Raw genomic sequence first — 15030 nt, forward strand, 5'->3', positions numbered from 1 at the left:
TTGGCTACTCTTTCCGAACACCCGATCGACGACGGTAACCCGATGCGTGCTTTCCAACCCACCCGATCACGGCCCCGGCGATGGTGTGCCTGCCTTCGACGCGGCCCGTGGACGATTGTGTGGGCGGCATTGATGATGATCGCAGGCGTCAACGCTTCTGCAGAACAGCTTGAGTATTCCGTCGGCATCAACGGTCATTACCGAGTCGGCCGCTGGATCGGCATTCGCACACCCGTCGATGCCGCCGTCACCGCCATCGAAACTCGCGACGGCGATGGTGTCCAAGTTCGATACGAGCGAAGTGAAGTTGCACCCGGCGAGACGTCGTCCTACGCATGGACGTACGTGATCCCGGGCAGCGAAGCGGCACCGTTGGTGATGTTGGCCGGCGAGGATTCGGCAGGTGACGCCGCACCGTCGTACAAAACCCTGTTATCCGCCCGTTTGCCAACGCAGGGTTCGCCATCGGACGGACCGGCGATGATCCCCCTTTCGATGCCGTGGGTGTTGGTACTGGGTGATCCCTTGGGGATCGACGAAATTGGCGTCAACCGGATCCTGGATCGCGACGGCGCGATCGCCGTCACGCGGCCGACGTCCGCCGAAGCGATGCCCAACTCGGTTTTGGGGTTGGACGGGATCGATTTGATCGTCATCAACAGCAGCGGCAGCGAACTGCTGTCTCAATTGGATGATCGACAACGACAAGCCATCGCCCAGTGGATTCGAGACGGCGGCAAGGCGTTTTTGACGCTGGGCAAGCAGTCCGACGAATTGCTGACTGCCGCGCCGTGGCTTGGGGAACTCTTGCCGATCGATTCGATCTCCACGACCACCATTGATCCCGCGGGCGTGGAAACGTACACGTCAAGCCAATCTCCGCTGCAACCTTTTGTCGGCGTCCGACTGCCCAAAGATCGCGGCGACGTCATGATCATGGGACGCTCCACGCGGCGGGTCAGTACTCCGATCGCGTCACGGTACATCGTCGGATTCGGAACCGTCGTCGTCGTTGCCGCAGATTTAGAATCGGAACAGTTCGCGACGTGGCCGGAACGCATGGACCTGATCACGCGTTTGGCGGGGTCCGCGATCGGTATCGAGGAACGCGGGAAGGAACGGTCGGGACAATCAACCGCCTACAACGACTTGGCCGGTCAAACGCGAGCGGTATTGGACCAGTTTTCGATCCAGCGTCGGTTCAACTTCTCGGTACTCGCTTTGGCGATGATGGCGTTGGTCGCATTGATCGGTCCGTTGGATTACCTGCTGATCAACCGAGTCTTCGGCAAGCCTTTGCTGGGATGGTTAACGTTCCCGATTGTGGCCATCGGATTGTCGCTGCTGATGGCATCCCAGTCGACGATCGCGCCGCCGGCCCAAGCCGGTTTGGCTGCAACCGCCCAAACGGCTTCAACGTCTGACGGCAACGCAGGAACCAGCACGGGTCATGAAACGGTGCGATGTAATCGAATCGAGATTGTGGACGTGGATTCGATAGCCGGCGTTGGTCGCGGATACTCGATCAACTACGTTTACACACACGATGCGTCCCGATTCGACGTCGACATTTCCAAATCGCCGTCGTTGCAATCGCTCGCGCCGGAAGCCTTGCAGTCGCGAACGGCACCCTTCGGCTATCCGGGTGAATCGTTCGGCGGAATCCAAATTTCGATCGAAGACGCGCGACTGCCTGTCTATGACGTCGCGTTTCGCAAACAGGACGACCGCGTCAGCAGTTGGCTTCGCGGGCTGCCGTTGGCGCCGCGAAGCAGCAAAGGCTTTTTCAGCGACACGACATTCCAGCCGAAACTAAACGACGTTACCGTGCTAGAACGAAGGCCAGGCAGCGAATTGCTGCAGGGCGACTTGGTCAACCCGCTGCCGTTTGACCTTCTAGACGCAAAGCTGGTTTTTCGGAACTGGGCGTATCTGTTGCCGACTCGATTTCGTGCCGGCGAACGCATTGCCGATGTGGGAAAGCTAAGGCAAAAAAACTTCCGTTGGTTACTCAGTCGCCAAAAGGCACTCGAGAGTTCGACAGAGACGCAGGCCTGGGATCCGTCGGCGAAGAACTCACCGACGCGAGTCGCCGAAATGTTGATGTTCCACGGCGCGACCGGCGGCAGCCAATACACAAACCTACAGAACCATCCGCTCGGTGAACTGGACCTCAGCGATACGCTCAACGACGACCAGTGCATTCTGTACGGTCGGTTGGATAAGCCGTTGACGACAGTCCGATTGACCGACGCGAACGAATCCCATGACACCGCTGCCTTCACGCCCGCAGGCGACAAATTGACGATGATTCGCGTGATCATGCCCGTCATCGCGAAGACTCGTTAACGCTCAAAGACCACCACTACTTCATCGGTAAATATCGATCGTGATCAAGACCGCCGACCTGACGAAAAAATATGGCGATGCGTTCGCCATCAAGAGTATCGACCTGGATCTTCAGGCCGGTGACCTGTTCGGTTTCATCGGGCCTAACGGCGCGGGGAAAACGACGACGATGCGAATCATCGCGACGCTACTGGAACCCAGTTGGGGCGAAGCGTATGTGTGTGGTCATAGCGTTCACACCGCTCCCAAAGAGATTCGTCGCTTGGTCGGTTACATGCCCGACTTCTTTGGCGTGTACGACGACATGACGGTGGTCGAGTATCTGGAGTTCTTCGCCGCCAGCTATCGCATCACAGGCGAAGCACGCCGAAAACGCGTTGACGAAATGCTGGACGTCGTCGACTTGGATTTCAAACGGGACGCCTACGCCAACACACTGTCGCGAGGCCAAACGCAGCGACTGGGGCTGGCGCGGACATTGTTGCACGACCCTCAAGTGTTGTTGCTGGACGAACCGCTTTCGGGATTGGACCCGCGGGCCCGGATCGAGATGCGGAACCTGCTTCGCAAACTCGGCGAGATGGGAAAGACGATCATCGTCAGCAGTCACATTTTGCCGGAACTTGCAGACGTCTGTAACAAGGTCGGCATCATCGACAAAGGCGAACTGAAACAGAATGCGACCAAGGCCGAAGTCATTCGCATGGTCCGCCAGCACACGGTGTTGGTGATCCAACCGGCCGACCGCGAAAAGATGACCGCGATTTCGGATTTGCTGACCGGACACCCGAAGGTCCAGGGCTGCGAGATGGGCGACGGAGTGATGCGAGTCGTTCTTGGCAGCGACGTGGAAGACTACAGCGATCTGCCGAAACTGTTGATTCAAAACGACATCGATCTGCGGCGTTTTAGCGAAGAAGAACTTGACCTCGAATCCGCCTTCATGGCGTTGACCAAAGGTACCAGCAACCGCATGTAGCGTAAAAGAATGCGGCGGCAGGTGCACCCGTCGTGCGATCACGTCCCGTTTGACCTGTAAGGGGGCGAGCAAATACTCTGCAAGGGTGATCCGTTCATTGTTCCCCAAGCAAGCATCCTTTTTCGGTCGCCGACGATGACACTTCCATTTGCTTTTTTTCGACCGTTGCTGTTCCCACTATTGATTTCGATCGTTGCCCAAACAGGAGCAACCGGCGCTGAAGTTTTGAATCTTGGGACGGGCGGCAATGCTTCAAGCTGGACGTCGACGGGCGCAGGAGCGGTCAACGCTCCCACCTTTCAAGTCAACTTGAACAGCGCCAATGACATCAGCCTGATTTCCAATGGTCAGGCGACGGGCACCTTCACAACTGGTGGTTCATTGGCCGCGTTTGACGGTTTCTATTCGGCCGAGAACACGTTCGCCATTCCAGCCGGTGCGACGGATGTGCGATTGGATTTCGACGACCTGTTCGGCAACGATCGTGTGGTCCTTCAGCTCAATGGTGTCGATATTGGCAATTCGACATTCTTTGGCACAACCGGAACTGGGCTGATGCAGTTTCAGTACAACACTCCAGACATCAGCTATACGTTCGACGAAACCGTGGCGGGATCGGTGACCAGCGGCTTCAACATTGGTGGCCTCAACAGCTTGCGATTGGTCGTCAACAATCATGGATTTGTTGGGATCGATGTACCGACGCAGACGTTTTCGTTTCCAGGCGATGCCGTCAATGCGAGAGTGGCGGCAACTGTCACGTTCAGCGCCGTGCCTGAGCCATCATCCATCATGGCGTTGGCAATGGGTGCAGTTGGACTCGGATTTTGCCGTCGAAGATCAGTACGGAAATTGAAACTGGGAACCCACCTTTTTTGAATTACAATGGCTGCTTGAGCGTCGTCCTTGTCACGGGGGACAGACCTTCTCACTCAGGCTTTTGCGGTGCCCCGACATTGGTTTCTCAAGACGAAGAATGGCCCGTCCGAACCGATCACGTCCAAGACGTTGATCCGCTTGGTGACGGCCGGCAAGATCAAACCGGGCAGCGGCGTCAGTGCCGACGGCGAAAATTGGTTCAAAGCCGAGAGTATCAGCGGGCTGCCGTTCCCAAAGGCGCCGCCCAAACGGTACTGGGTCCGGACTCGCGGTGGTGATGCGGGCCCGTTCACGTTGCCGAAACTAGCCAAGCTGGCGGCCGCAGGTCGGATCAAACCCGCCGTCATGGTCAGCAGCGATGGCAAACGGTGGAAACAGGCTCAACAGATCAGCGGGCTGACGTTCCCTGCGTCTCCGGTCGCTGTTGCACCCAAGGTGAAGAAACAAGCACCACCGGAACGGCCGAAGACTGCGGATCCGACTGCCGACCAGTCAGAGGCTGTCATCGCGAGTCCCGTACTTGAAGATATCGTTTCCCCGGCATTGCCTGCGGAACTGCCATCACCAGAGCCGATTGCAATCGCGGAACCGGCTGAAGCCCATGTTCCGGTCTCATTGCCGGATCCAGCTCCGACTGCCGTCGAGCCCGATGCTGCGACGGACACTCCGGTGCCAGACACTGTCGTCGCTTCAACGCCGCCAGCCGACCTTCCATCACCAGAGCCAACTGCGATCGCAGAACCAAACGTGATTCCTGATCCGTCTGCGATGCTGGCGGAGGATCCACGTCCACTTTCGGTAACTCCGCGTCCGGTAACTCCGCGTCCTCGGATCACAGCGGCAGGTTTTCTTCGTGAAGCCGAGTTTGTTCGTCGCTTCGGTGCTCGCGGGCATGTCGATCGCTCGGACAACTCGTCGGTTGCCGTTCATGTCCACCCGGCCAGTGCCGTGCGTCCTGCCACAACGATCGTGACCAGTGGACTGAGTGATCGTGCAATGCCTTCGACAGGCGGATCCACGTCGTCGCGATGCGAGCTGGTCCTCTACGCCGACCGACCGGCACCCTCGTACATTGAACTACTCCACTGCATCGCCGAAACAACGATTCAAGCCGGATCGTCGATCGGCTACGGTTCGACCTACGAGCACGGGTCGCCTTTGTTCGGCTGCGGCGAATTGAATGGATGCCTATTCATGATTCCAAATATTCCGTCGGACTTCGCGATCCGCAACGCAGTATCGATCGAACAGAACCCACTGCATATGTTGTGGGTGGTTCCCACGACATCGTTGGAACGTGCTTTGATCGCCCGCCAAGGCGTTGCCGTTTTCTGTCAATGGATGGATCGGTTCGGACACGGTTTGCTGATTGATCCGGATCGACCGTGCATGGTCGAGCGAGCCCGCGCGACGATTCACTAGCCGTGCGATTCATTAGACGTAGCGAAAGCAAAATAGCACCCGCCGCTATACGGCCGACTTCGCCAACTTCATCACAAGTTGCTCTAACAGAAATCGATCACGGCCTTCGGTGCTGTGCGTTCCCTTCAATCGCAAGTCAGCATCCAATAGCCACGGCAACAGTTGTCGGGCCCGGCCGCGGCCGATACCGATCAATTGTTGTTTAGCCTGTTGAATCTCGCTCGGTCGTCGGCAACCGGCGGACGACAACGCATCTTCCAACTGGATCTTTCGTCCCGATCGTTCACGCTGCTCGACAATCGCGGTCGCCATCCCCAGCCGACGAAGTGACCACGCGATTTGCGGCAGCAGAGCGATCGCGCGTTGACCGCCACTTAACAGTTTGTCGAGTTGCCGAATCGCTTCGGCAGCGTTTCCGGTCGCAATCGCGTCCGTGATTTGCCAAACCGTTTTACCTTGCCAACCCGCGACGATATCACGCACCAACGCTTCTTCGATCTTGCCACCAGGCTCGATGTAGAGGGCAAGTTTCGCGATCTCGGTATCGAGCATGCCGATTTCGTCACCCAGCATTTCGTGCAACGCATCGGCAGCCGTCTTGTCCAATTTCGTTTTGTGTCTCGCGGCAACGTAACCGGTCAAGAACTTTCGCCGCGTCGCTGCGGTCACGCCCGATTTGGCATCCGTCGCACTGCCACAGGCGACCAGCATGTGATCGTTCAAGATCGCCTTGTAGATCCGCGTATTCGATGCCAAGGATTCGAGATCCAGGATCAATCGTGAAGCCGACCCCGGTTTGGCTAAATACTTTTCAAGCTCCGGTCGGTGGTCACTGACAAACTTGTCGGCACCGCGAACCATGATCGTGCGTTTGCCGCCGCCCATGTCGAAAAGCGAAGCGGTGGCCAAATCGTCACGAAGGTCCGACCACTTCGTCGACTCGCCATCAAACTGGGTCACGTCACCGTCCACCGAAAGGGCCTGCATCGACCAAGTCCGCAGCGACGCGTCGGCACCGAAAACGGCGACCACATCGGGGACGTTGGCGGGCGGAGCAGGCAGCATTTCGAAGGCGTGAATCAGTGTCATACCTGATAGAATACCAGAGCCGTCGGGACGGTAGAATGATGGTTCGAAAACGCACCTTGCTTGAGCGCACGGCCGGTTGGGCTAAGAAGCGAACGGGTCACCCAAAGCAGAATCGAAGGAAGCCAGATGATACGGTCGCTATTTTCACTCGCAGTGTTGATTTCCGCTATTCAGGGAATCCCACAGCGAGTCGCGTTGGGACAAGACGAGAAACCCGGCCTGCGGTTGCCCAGCGATCCACGAGCCTGGATCAATAGTTCGCCGATCTCTGTCGACGCGATGCGAGGCAAAGCGATCGTGCTGTACTTTTTCGAGGAAGGGTGCCCGCGGTGTCGCGAAAAATGGCCAGACATTTTGGCCGCCGCGCAAGCCAATCAGAAAGAACCGGTCATGTTGATCGCCGTGAACTCGGGATCATCGCCCGAGCAAGTAGCCCGGTACGTCAAGCAACAGCGGATCCATGTGCCCGTCATCATGGACGTCGATCGATCGCTGGAACGCATGGCAGGCGTCAACGAAGTCAGTTTGCAAAACATCTGGCAAGCACGCGTCATTGACCCCGATGGCAAAGTTCGACGGGCCGACGGTGGTGACATTCCCGGCACGTTGCAAGCCGCGTCTGCCGGAGCGTCTTGGAATGTCGACCCCTCCGACATACCGTCCGAAGTCATGGACACGTGGCGACAAGTCGAGTTCGGCGACTACGCGTCGGCGTCGAAAATGGTGACGCGATTAACGCGTGATCGACGCCCGGCCGCCAAGGCCGCCGGCGAGAAATTGATGTCGTATGTTCAACAAAAAATCGACACGCTGGCCGCTGATGCCAAACAAGCCGAGCAGTCCGAGGACCCTTGGCATGCCTTCCAAGTCTATGAAACGTTGAAAGGGCAATTCGCCGGCTACTCGCTTCCCGAGTCCGTCGAGCAAAACTGGTCGAAGCTGAAAAACGACGAATCGGTCCAGACACAATTGGACGCGATGAAGTTGTGGCAGATCGCTCAGAAATCGATTCAGTCCGGCCGAACCACGCCAGCCCGCGTGAATGCGATGATGGAAAAAATCATCGAGAAGTACCCGGGCACTGAAGCGGCGACATCCGCGCAAGAGGTCTTGGGGCCGGCGGTTCCCGAGGGATTTTGATCAGCCGCCCACTTACTTGAACGAGGCGTCCGGCGCGGCACCCGAGATCGATTGGAAACCACGGATTCTTGCCCGGGGCGCGAGGCCCTGGGCGTCGATGGGCTTATCCAAAATGTAGGTTCCGACGTTGCCGGCTTGGTCGGTCGCGTCGATTCGCAGATAGAATTGTCGCGGCAGTTGAGGATCAGCAGGCCAAACGTAGTCGCCATCGTTGCTCAAACCGGCCGCGATCGTCGTCCACGGTCCGTCCGTGCTGGGACCGAACGACAGCGCGATCGGGCGGGCCATCAAATTGGAATCTTCGCATTCGTATAAAATCACCAGCGCGCCAACGCGATCACCTTCGCCGTAACGGGCGCCCGTGATTCGCACGGTTGGCACTTGCGTATCGACGACCACGACAATGTCAGGCGTCTCACCGGACAACGGCCGAGGGCTGGCCAGTCCGTTTTTACCAACGACCACGATCCGGTAGCCAAACACACCTTCTTCACGCGTCTCGATGTCAAACGGGCTGGATCGGTCCGGGTCGCTACCCCACAGTTTCCACGATCGCCCCTCGTCGACGCTGCCGTACAGTTCGATCGCGTCAACGCCTTGGCTGCCGACGGCTTCCAATTCGTAGGCCAAACTGAATCGCAGTCCCTCACTGTAGCGAACGGGAACGCGAGCCGACAACGACGAAGGCTCCGGTGCATTGGGACGTGCGCTGCGATAGTCGACGGGCGGCTTCGGTGACAAACGAGGCGACGGTGCCGGGGTGTCTTCTCGCTTGGGTGGCACGGCACTTTGTTCGGACAATGGCCGCATCGCCTCGGAAAGCGTTCGCGAAGGCCCCAGTGTTGGTGCCTCGTCGGCTGTCGGCGCAGGGATCGACTCCGGAATCTTCCGCGCGTTCGGATCCGCTTGGCCGTCGGGTGCGGGAATGGATTCGGGCGCGGCCGGGTTGGACGGCGCCGCCAATCCGAAACCACTGGTGATCTGATCCAACGAAGCCGGTGGCGGCAAAATGCTTTCGGCCGGACCGGGGGCAACCTGTTCCGGAGACGTCGGAAAGGGAGCCGGCGTCGCGTAGATCGACGGCGCATCGATTGGCGGCGTGTTGGCGGGCGGCGTTTGCGTTGGACGGCTGGGCGGTGCGAACAACTGGTCCGTCATGCTTGCCGGTTCCGGCGGCGGAATCAGTTCCGGAATCGATGGCGATGGCAAGGCACCGCCGTTTCCTTGTGGTCCCGGGAAAGCGGCACCGCGAAAGTTGTTCAGGCCGCGCTGCGGTGCTGCGGTTGCCGGCGAGTATCCTTGGGCATATCCATGTGCGGTCGCGTGTTGCTGCTTTTGTGGCGCACGGCGACGATCCAGCGCGATCACGGGACCAGACACTGCCATCGCATCGACGGCTTCGGATTCACGAAGCCGGTACGGGGTTGCCCGCGCGTCGACGCCACCGGGCAGCATCGCGTAACGATGTTCGGGCGGTGCTTCGGCAATGCGAGGCAATTGTACCAATTTGTTGGCAAAGTTCTGGTTGCCCGCAGTGTCCGTGACGACCAACTGCAACGAGAGCTGTTGCCAGGCTTTACTCGGCGTGAATCCGATGCGTCCGTCCGCCGGCAATTGGGTCAAGTCGACTTCCTGCCACGTTCGATCCGTATCGGTGAAGTACCGAAGCTGCATCGTTTTCAGCGGGGTCGCGTCTTCGATCAGCATTTGGACGTCGACGTGACCATCCGCATCCGCTTCGGCGACGACTTCGGCACGCGGTTTTGCAGTATCGACGAACACCTTCAACTGCGGCGACACGGTGCTGGAAAGCGTCGCCAATCCAGTGGGTTTGGCGGTCCGGGTGGCGAACCAGTACTCGCCGTCCTCGCCAGCCGTGAACTCGAACTGCTTGGCCTGGTCGCTGCCATCAGCCTGACGGTCGGGCCGTTTCGATTCGATCAGTTTCCAAGCATCGGAGGGGCCGCGGCTGACGAACAACTGGACTTCGATGGCATCGTTGCCGGTCACGTCGATGGTGTAGGGAATCGTGAAGGTTCGCGATCCCAGCACGAAGCTGTCGGGGCTGGGGGCTGCCAACACGGGCTCGATCGAGGCCGAAGCCACCGAGCCGCTCACCTCGACAGCCGACGCAGTGTTGATCAGCATACTGGTGTTGATAGACATACCTGTGCCGATCAGCCCGAACGTCGAACCGATCTCACCGACACCCCAGATGGCGGCTAGGACAGCAAGCAGCTTCGCTTTCTTTGCGATTTGCATCTTGTCGGCCAAGCCTCAATCGGGAAACACTGTGTAAGAACGATTGATCGACGTGCGAAATCGATCCGGGGGCTGGCGTGTCGACGCAGTCCCTCTGTTTCGAATTCGACCATTTCACGACAGTTTCTTTAAGAAAACCGCACTTAACTCGATTCCGCGAAATCACTGCGAAATTCATGACCGCTATCGTTTATCACTACGACGTCGTCGTCATCGGAGCCGGACATGCCGGGACCGAAGCGGCTGCTGCGGCGGCCCGTTTGGGCGCCAAGACGGCGCTGCTGACGACGAACTTAGACACTGTCGGTCAAATGTCGTGCAATCCGGCCATCGGTGGAGTCGCCAAGGGTCAGATCGTTCGCGAAGTCGACGCGATGGGCGGTTTGATGGGTGAAGCCATCGATGCAACGGGCATCCAATTTCGGATGCTCAACCGCCGCAAAGGCCCGGCCATGCACAGCCCCCGCGCCCAAGCCGACAAGCGGGCGTACCAGTCGTACATCAAGGCCAAGATCGAAACCCAGCACAATCTTGACCTTCGGCAAGAAACGGTCGAAGACATAGTGACCGAAACGGTCGGCGACCGTGAACGCATTGTAGGCGTCAAGGTTCGCGGCGATGCGATCTACCGAGCCTCGGCCGTCGTCCTAACCACCGGCACGTTCCTGCAAGCCATCATGCACGTCGGCACGGCGCAAACAGCCGGGGGCAGGGGAGGGGAGGGCACAACGTCGGGCATCAGCGGCGCGCTGGACCGACTCGGCTTCGAAGTCGAAAGGTTCAAGACCGGCACGCCCGCGCGCTTGAACGCGCGAACGATCGATTACTCGAACCTGGAAGAACAACCCGGCGATGACGACCCGCAAGCGTTCTCGTTCCTGACGGACAAGTTGAACGTTCAACAAGTTCCCTGTCACATCACCTACACCAATGAAGCGGTTCACGATTTGGTCCGAGCGAACCTGGATCGCGCGCCGATCTACAGCGGCCAAATCAGCTCAACCGGGCCTCGGTATTGCCCATCGATCGAAGACAAAGTCGTGCGTTTTGCTGACAAGTCGCAACACCAACTTTTCTTGGAACCCGAAGGCCATCACACGCAAGAAGTTTACGTCAACGGCATCTCGACCAGCCTGCCGCGCGACGTTCAAGATCAGATGTTCAAAAAAATTGTGGGCCTCGAGAACGCATCCATCATGCGATATGGGTATGCCGTCGAATACGACTTCTGTCCACCGACCCAGTTGTGGCCTCACTTGGAAGCCAAGTCGACCGGCGGTTTGTTCTTTGCCGGTCAAATCAACGGCACGACGGGATACGAGGAAGCCGCCGGGCAAGGGCTGATCGCCGGTGCGAATGCGGCATTAACGGTTGCCGGGAAACCGACTTGGATCCCGACTCGCGATCAAGCCTATATCGGCGTGTTGGTCGACGATTTGGTAACGGCCGGAACCGACGAGCCCTACCGAATGTTTACCAGCCGAGCCGAATACCGATTGTTGCTACGGCAAGATAACGCTGATCGTCGATTGACCGGCGATGCGGATGCCCTCGGGCTGATCACGGCCGATCGACGCGAAAGGTTCGCGACGAAACTGGAACACATCGATCGTGCGATCGCCATTTTGAAAGCGGCCCGCATCGATCGCGCGCCTGGCGACGTTTACTTGCGCCGACCCGAAATTGATTGGTCGGCGATGTGCGCGTTGGTGCCGGAATTGTCCGTGATTGATAAATCGGCCGCTGAACAAGTTGTGCACGACGTGAAGTACGAGGGGTACATCAGTCGGCAAAAATTGGAAGTCGAGAAGCAACACCGATTGGCCGATAAGCGAATCCCCACATCGTTCGATTACCAGAAAATTTCAGCGCTGCGAAACGAGGCACGCGAAAAGCTATCGAAGGTCCGACCGTTGTCCTTGGACCAAGCCAAACGCATCAGCGGAATCACACCGGCCGATATCGCATTGGTGATGGCGCACCTGGATCATTAGCAGCGATCGGTTTGCGGGGCGAGACAACAACGAGTCGTGGCTATCAGACGCCCGCACAGTTTGAATCCACTCAACCCGGCCAATGTTAAGACTTGGGCGCGCTGGGGATCTGGTCACCACCTCAGACTGCTCGAAAAATAGCCTCTGCCCGTCCCGTCCCTTGGCTTGGCTTGGCTTGGCTTGGCTTGGCTGTAGCAATGGAAGCTTGGCAAAGATGTTCCGGAAGACTTCGTTGACAGCGAGTCACCCGAGTTTAAGCTAAAGTTTTCCCCGCTTTTCGATAGTGAATTCGACACCCATGGCAAGCCTGCGTCGGCTTTCCTGGGTACGCCTTGGGAAACGCCAAAAAAACTGATCGAAGCAAACGCTAGCAAATAACACTATCAGGGCCGGCAATCAAAAAACTTTTGCCCTGGTTCACGGGTTTTGCGGTAAGTCGAATGTTTCTATTGACTTACGGCTTTCAAATCGATCTTGACCGGATCTGACGAATCGATAGAATTCGGCGATGAGGCAAGCTTGGCAAGGCAGAGAGGCTCGGAGCTTCTTGTCGCCTGCGTTCTTCACGCAGTCTGCCACCTCCCGACGATGTAAGCGGGAAAGTGGTAGTGCGGTAGGAACGGCAAGTTTGCTAGATGAGGGCTTACGGTGAATGGCCGGTCTGGCTTGTACGCAGAGGATGCGTAGGTGTGATCGGTCGGGCGGATTGCCAACAGGGGCATTCCTACCTTCACCCAATGTCCGCTTCGGTACGACGATCCACGCGGTGCTGCTACAGCTCAGTGCGGGAAAGACATGTCGAAGCCAAGTTTCACTCTGAAAAACGGCTAGTCATGCAGGGAGGATGGTTTCTGCCATGACCACTAAAACGGTCTTCACGACAGGCGAAGCGGCCAAGATTTGTAAAGTCAGCCAGCAAACGATCATTCGTTGTTTCGACAACGGGTCGCTTAAAGGCTTTCGAGTTCCCGGAAGTAAGTTCCGCCGGATCCCTCGTGAACAGCTTTATCTGTTCATGCGCGACAACGGAATTCCCACCGATGCACTTGAAAGCGGAAAGAAAAAACTGCTGATCGTCGACGACGACCAAGATTTGGTCGACTTGATGAAAGACGGCTTCGAACGCGATGCGCGATTCGAAATCCGAACGGCCAACAACGGCTTCGACGCCGGAATGGGCGTCAAAGAGTTTCGACCCGACTTGGTCGTGTTGGACGTCATGCTTCCCGATATCAACGGAAAAGAAGTCTGCCAACGCGTTCGCAACGATCCGACGATGGACATGGTGAAAATCCTGTGCATCTCGGGGATGGTCGAACACAGCAAGGTTGACGCACTGAAGGCGGCGGGCGCGAACGATTTCATGCAGAAACCGTTTTCGATCGACGACTTGGTCAGCCGCGCATGCGACTTGCTCGAAATTGATCGCGGTGTGATCAACTGATCGATTCGAACCGATAGCGAAATTGGCAAACCGCAACGAAACTGACGCCGCGAACCGTAGTCAAGATAGGACGAGCCCAACAGGGTTTTTGCCCTGTTTGCGGCGCGGTTCGGACCGTTGGTGGTTGCCGCGAAGTCCCGAAGCCACCGAGGCCATCGGGTCGCTATTGGTTCATCTCGGTCGAGGTTCGGCGATCAACGATTCGCTGCGGTCTCGCGTCGCTCGGGCAATCCAATCCGACCCGCCGTTGCTGATTTTTGCTGCGCTGGGTTGGACCGATGAACAAGCCGACCCAGCCGATTTGGCCGATTGGTTGATCGATCACGCGATGTCCCGATTTGCCAACGGTGACGCGTTCCTTGGCCCGCCCACGATCAGCGATGCCACCCGATCGACCTGGCAAAAACTCTACGCACACTTCCGTGTGTTGCCACTCGATCGATGGATGGACGATGCCGCGCTCTGGCTAGAAGCTGGCGGCCCCAAAGTGTCACAAACCTGGCAACACCAATGGCCACGGATCGTCGCGACCACCAACGGAAAGATGCCCACCGAGGCCACCGTTTCCGACGACATGTTGGGACAGTTGGCGAGAGCGATGGAGCACGCCCGAACTTTGGACGGTTCCTTCGATCGTGTGCTGTTGCGAAGCAAACTTGGCGCGATGAAACAGCTTGCCTACGGTTTGAGCCACGAGATCAACAATCCGTTGGCCAACATATCCACACGGGCCCAACAACTACAGCGGGGCGAGACCAATCCGTCTCGCGTCGCCACGCTTCAGCGAATTGTGGACCAGGTCTATCGCGCTCATGAGATGATTTCCGACCTGATGTTTTTCGCCAACCCGCCGGCGGCGATCCGGTCCCGGTGTGATTTGAATCCGATCCTTCATCAAGTCGCCGAATCGTTTCGCGATGAAGCGAATCGGCAATCGATCCGATTAGAAGTTGCGACACCCGACGATGCGACCGAAGTGGTTGTCGACGAAAAGATGATGACCGAAGCAATCACTGCACTCGTGCGAAACGCGGTCGATGCAGTGGGTTGCCAAGGCACCATCGTCCTGTCGCTGGTCCGCGAGTCAGGCCGAATCATGATCCATGTGGCCGATAGCGGTCCCGGCTTGTCGGAATCGGCGCGTCTGCATGCTTTTGATCCGTTCTTCAGTGGACGAGAAGCGGGACGGGGCCTTGGGATGGGACTGTGTCGCGCGTACCGTATCGCCCGCTTGCACTTGGGCGACGTCATATTGGCGGGCGGTCCGATCGGATGCGTGACAACGATCACGCTGAACGACCACTAGGATCGCGGCAGTAACCTTAAACGTGCGACGATCGCGGACTTGAAGGTCGCCGGCTGGACGTGTCAACTCAATGCGTCACCCGGTCTTTGGAGATTCAATCATGCAAGCTGAACTCAGGAAAGGGCTGAGTGTGCGTCCGTTTGTTCCCTTCACGGTAGTCATGAGC

The 15030-nt window shown here is 57.9% G+C and carries 10 protein-coding genes; 8 read left to right on the plus strand and 2 right to left on the minus strand.

What is annotated here, in order from left to right:
• The 4 genes from Poly51_RS10465 (at position 1) to Poly51_RS10480 (ending at position 5629) form a co-directional block, all read left to right on the plus strand.
• The gene (locus tag Poly51_RS10465) at positions 1–2349 is read left to right on the plus strand and encodes a hypothetical protein (RefSeq protein WP_146456962.1); all 2349 of its coding nucleotides are present in this window, start codon (positions 1–3) and stop codon (positions 2347–2349) included.
• 40 nt (positions 2350–2389) lie between these two features.
• Complete coding sequence (locus Poly51_RS10470; RefSeq protein WP_146456964.1) at positions 2390–3328, plus strand: ABC transporter ATP-binding protein; 939 nt, start codon at positions 2390–2392, stop codon at positions 3326–3328.
• 135 nt (positions 3329–3463) lie between these two features.
• Positions 3464–4207: a PEP-CTERM sorting domain-containing protein gene (locus Poly51_RS10475; RefSeq protein ID WP_146456966.1), complete on the plus strand. Its 744-nt coding sequence runs from the start codon at positions 3464–3466 to the stop codon at positions 4205–4207.
• A 66-nt stretch (positions 4208–4273) separates the two neighbouring features.
• Entirely contained in the window at positions 4274–5629 is a 1356-nt protein-coding gene (locus tag Poly51_RS10480) for a suppressor of fused domain protein (RefSeq protein WP_146456968.1), read from the plus strand.
• Between the two features lie 45 nt (positions 5630–5674).
• Here Poly51_RS10480 and holA read toward each other — a convergent pair whose 3' ends face one another.
• Positions 5675–6718, minus strand: a complete 1044-nt coding sequence (holA, locus tag Poly51_RS10485; RefSeq protein ID WP_146456970.1) for a DNA polymerase III subunit delta — start codon at positions 6716–6718, stop codon at positions 5675–5677.
• A gap of 126 nt (positions 6719–6844) precedes the next feature.
• Here holA and Poly51_RS10490 point away from each other — a divergent pair, with 126 nt between their 5' ends.
• A complete protein-coding gene (locus tag Poly51_RS10490) occupies positions 6845–7858 on the plus strand; it encodes a peroxiredoxin family protein (RefSeq protein WP_146456972.1) in 1014 nt (337 codons plus the stop codon).
• Positions 7859–7870: 12 nt separating this feature from the next.
• Here the strand turns inward: Poly51_RS10490 and Poly51_RS10495 are convergent, their stop codons facing one another.
• Entirely contained in the window at positions 7871–10132 is a 2262-nt protein-coding gene (locus tag Poly51_RS10495) for a hypothetical protein (protein ID WP_146456974.1), read from the minus strand.
• Positions 10133–10296: 164 nt separating this feature from the next.
• Between Poly51_RS10495 and mnmG the strand changes: the two genes are divergently transcribed.
• From mnmG to Poly51_RS10510, 3 genes are all read left to right on the plus strand, one after another.
• On the plus strand, positions 10297–12114 hold the full coding sequence (mnmG, locus tag Poly51_RS10500; protein WP_146456976.1) for a tRNA uridine-5-carboxymethylaminomethyl(34) synthesis enzyme MnmG: 1818 nt from the start codon (positions 10297–10299) through the stop codon (positions 12112–12114).
• An 856-nt stretch (positions 12115–12970) separates the two neighbouring features.
• Complete coding sequence (locus Poly51_RS10505) at positions 12971–13558, plus strand: response regulator (RefSeq protein ID WP_186775463.1); 588 nt, start codon at positions 12971–12973, stop codon at positions 13556–13558.
• 124 nt (positions 13559–13682) lie between these two features.
• Entirely contained in the window at positions 13683–14864 is a 1182-nt protein-coding gene (locus tag Poly51_RS10510; RefSeq protein ID WP_146456980.1) for a sensor histidine kinase, read from the plus strand.
• The last annotated feature ends 166 nt before the right edge of the window (positions 14865–15030 follow it).

Source organism: Rubripirellula tenax, assembly GCF_007860125.1.
Taxonomy (GTDB): Bacteria; Planctomycetota; Planctomycetia; order Pirellulales; family Pirellulaceae; genus Rubripirellula; species Rubripirellula tenax.

What these genes read in the sequence shown, in the direction of transcription:
- Poly51_RS10490 (WP_146456972.1), top strand. Translation starts at nt 6,845, where the DNA reads ATGATACGGTCGCTATTTTCACTCGCAGTGTTGATTTCCGCTATTCAG.
- Poly51_RS10475 (WP_146456966.1), top strand. Translation starts at nt 3,464, where the DNA reads ATGACACTTCCATTTGCTTTTTTTCGACCGTTGCTGTTCCCACTATTG.
- mnmG (WP_146456976.1), top strand. Translation starts at nt 10,297, where the DNA reads ATGACCGCTATCGTTTATCACTACGACGTCGTCGTCATCGGAGCCGGA.
- Poly51_RS10505 (WP_186775463.1), top strand. Translation starts at nt 12,971, where the DNA reads ATGACCACTAAAACGGTCTTCACGACAGGCGAAGCGGCCAAGATTTGT.
- holA (WP_146456970.1), bottom strand. Translation starts at nt 6,718, where the DNA reads ATGACACTGATTCACGCCTTCGAAATGCTGCCTGCTCCGCCCGCCAAC.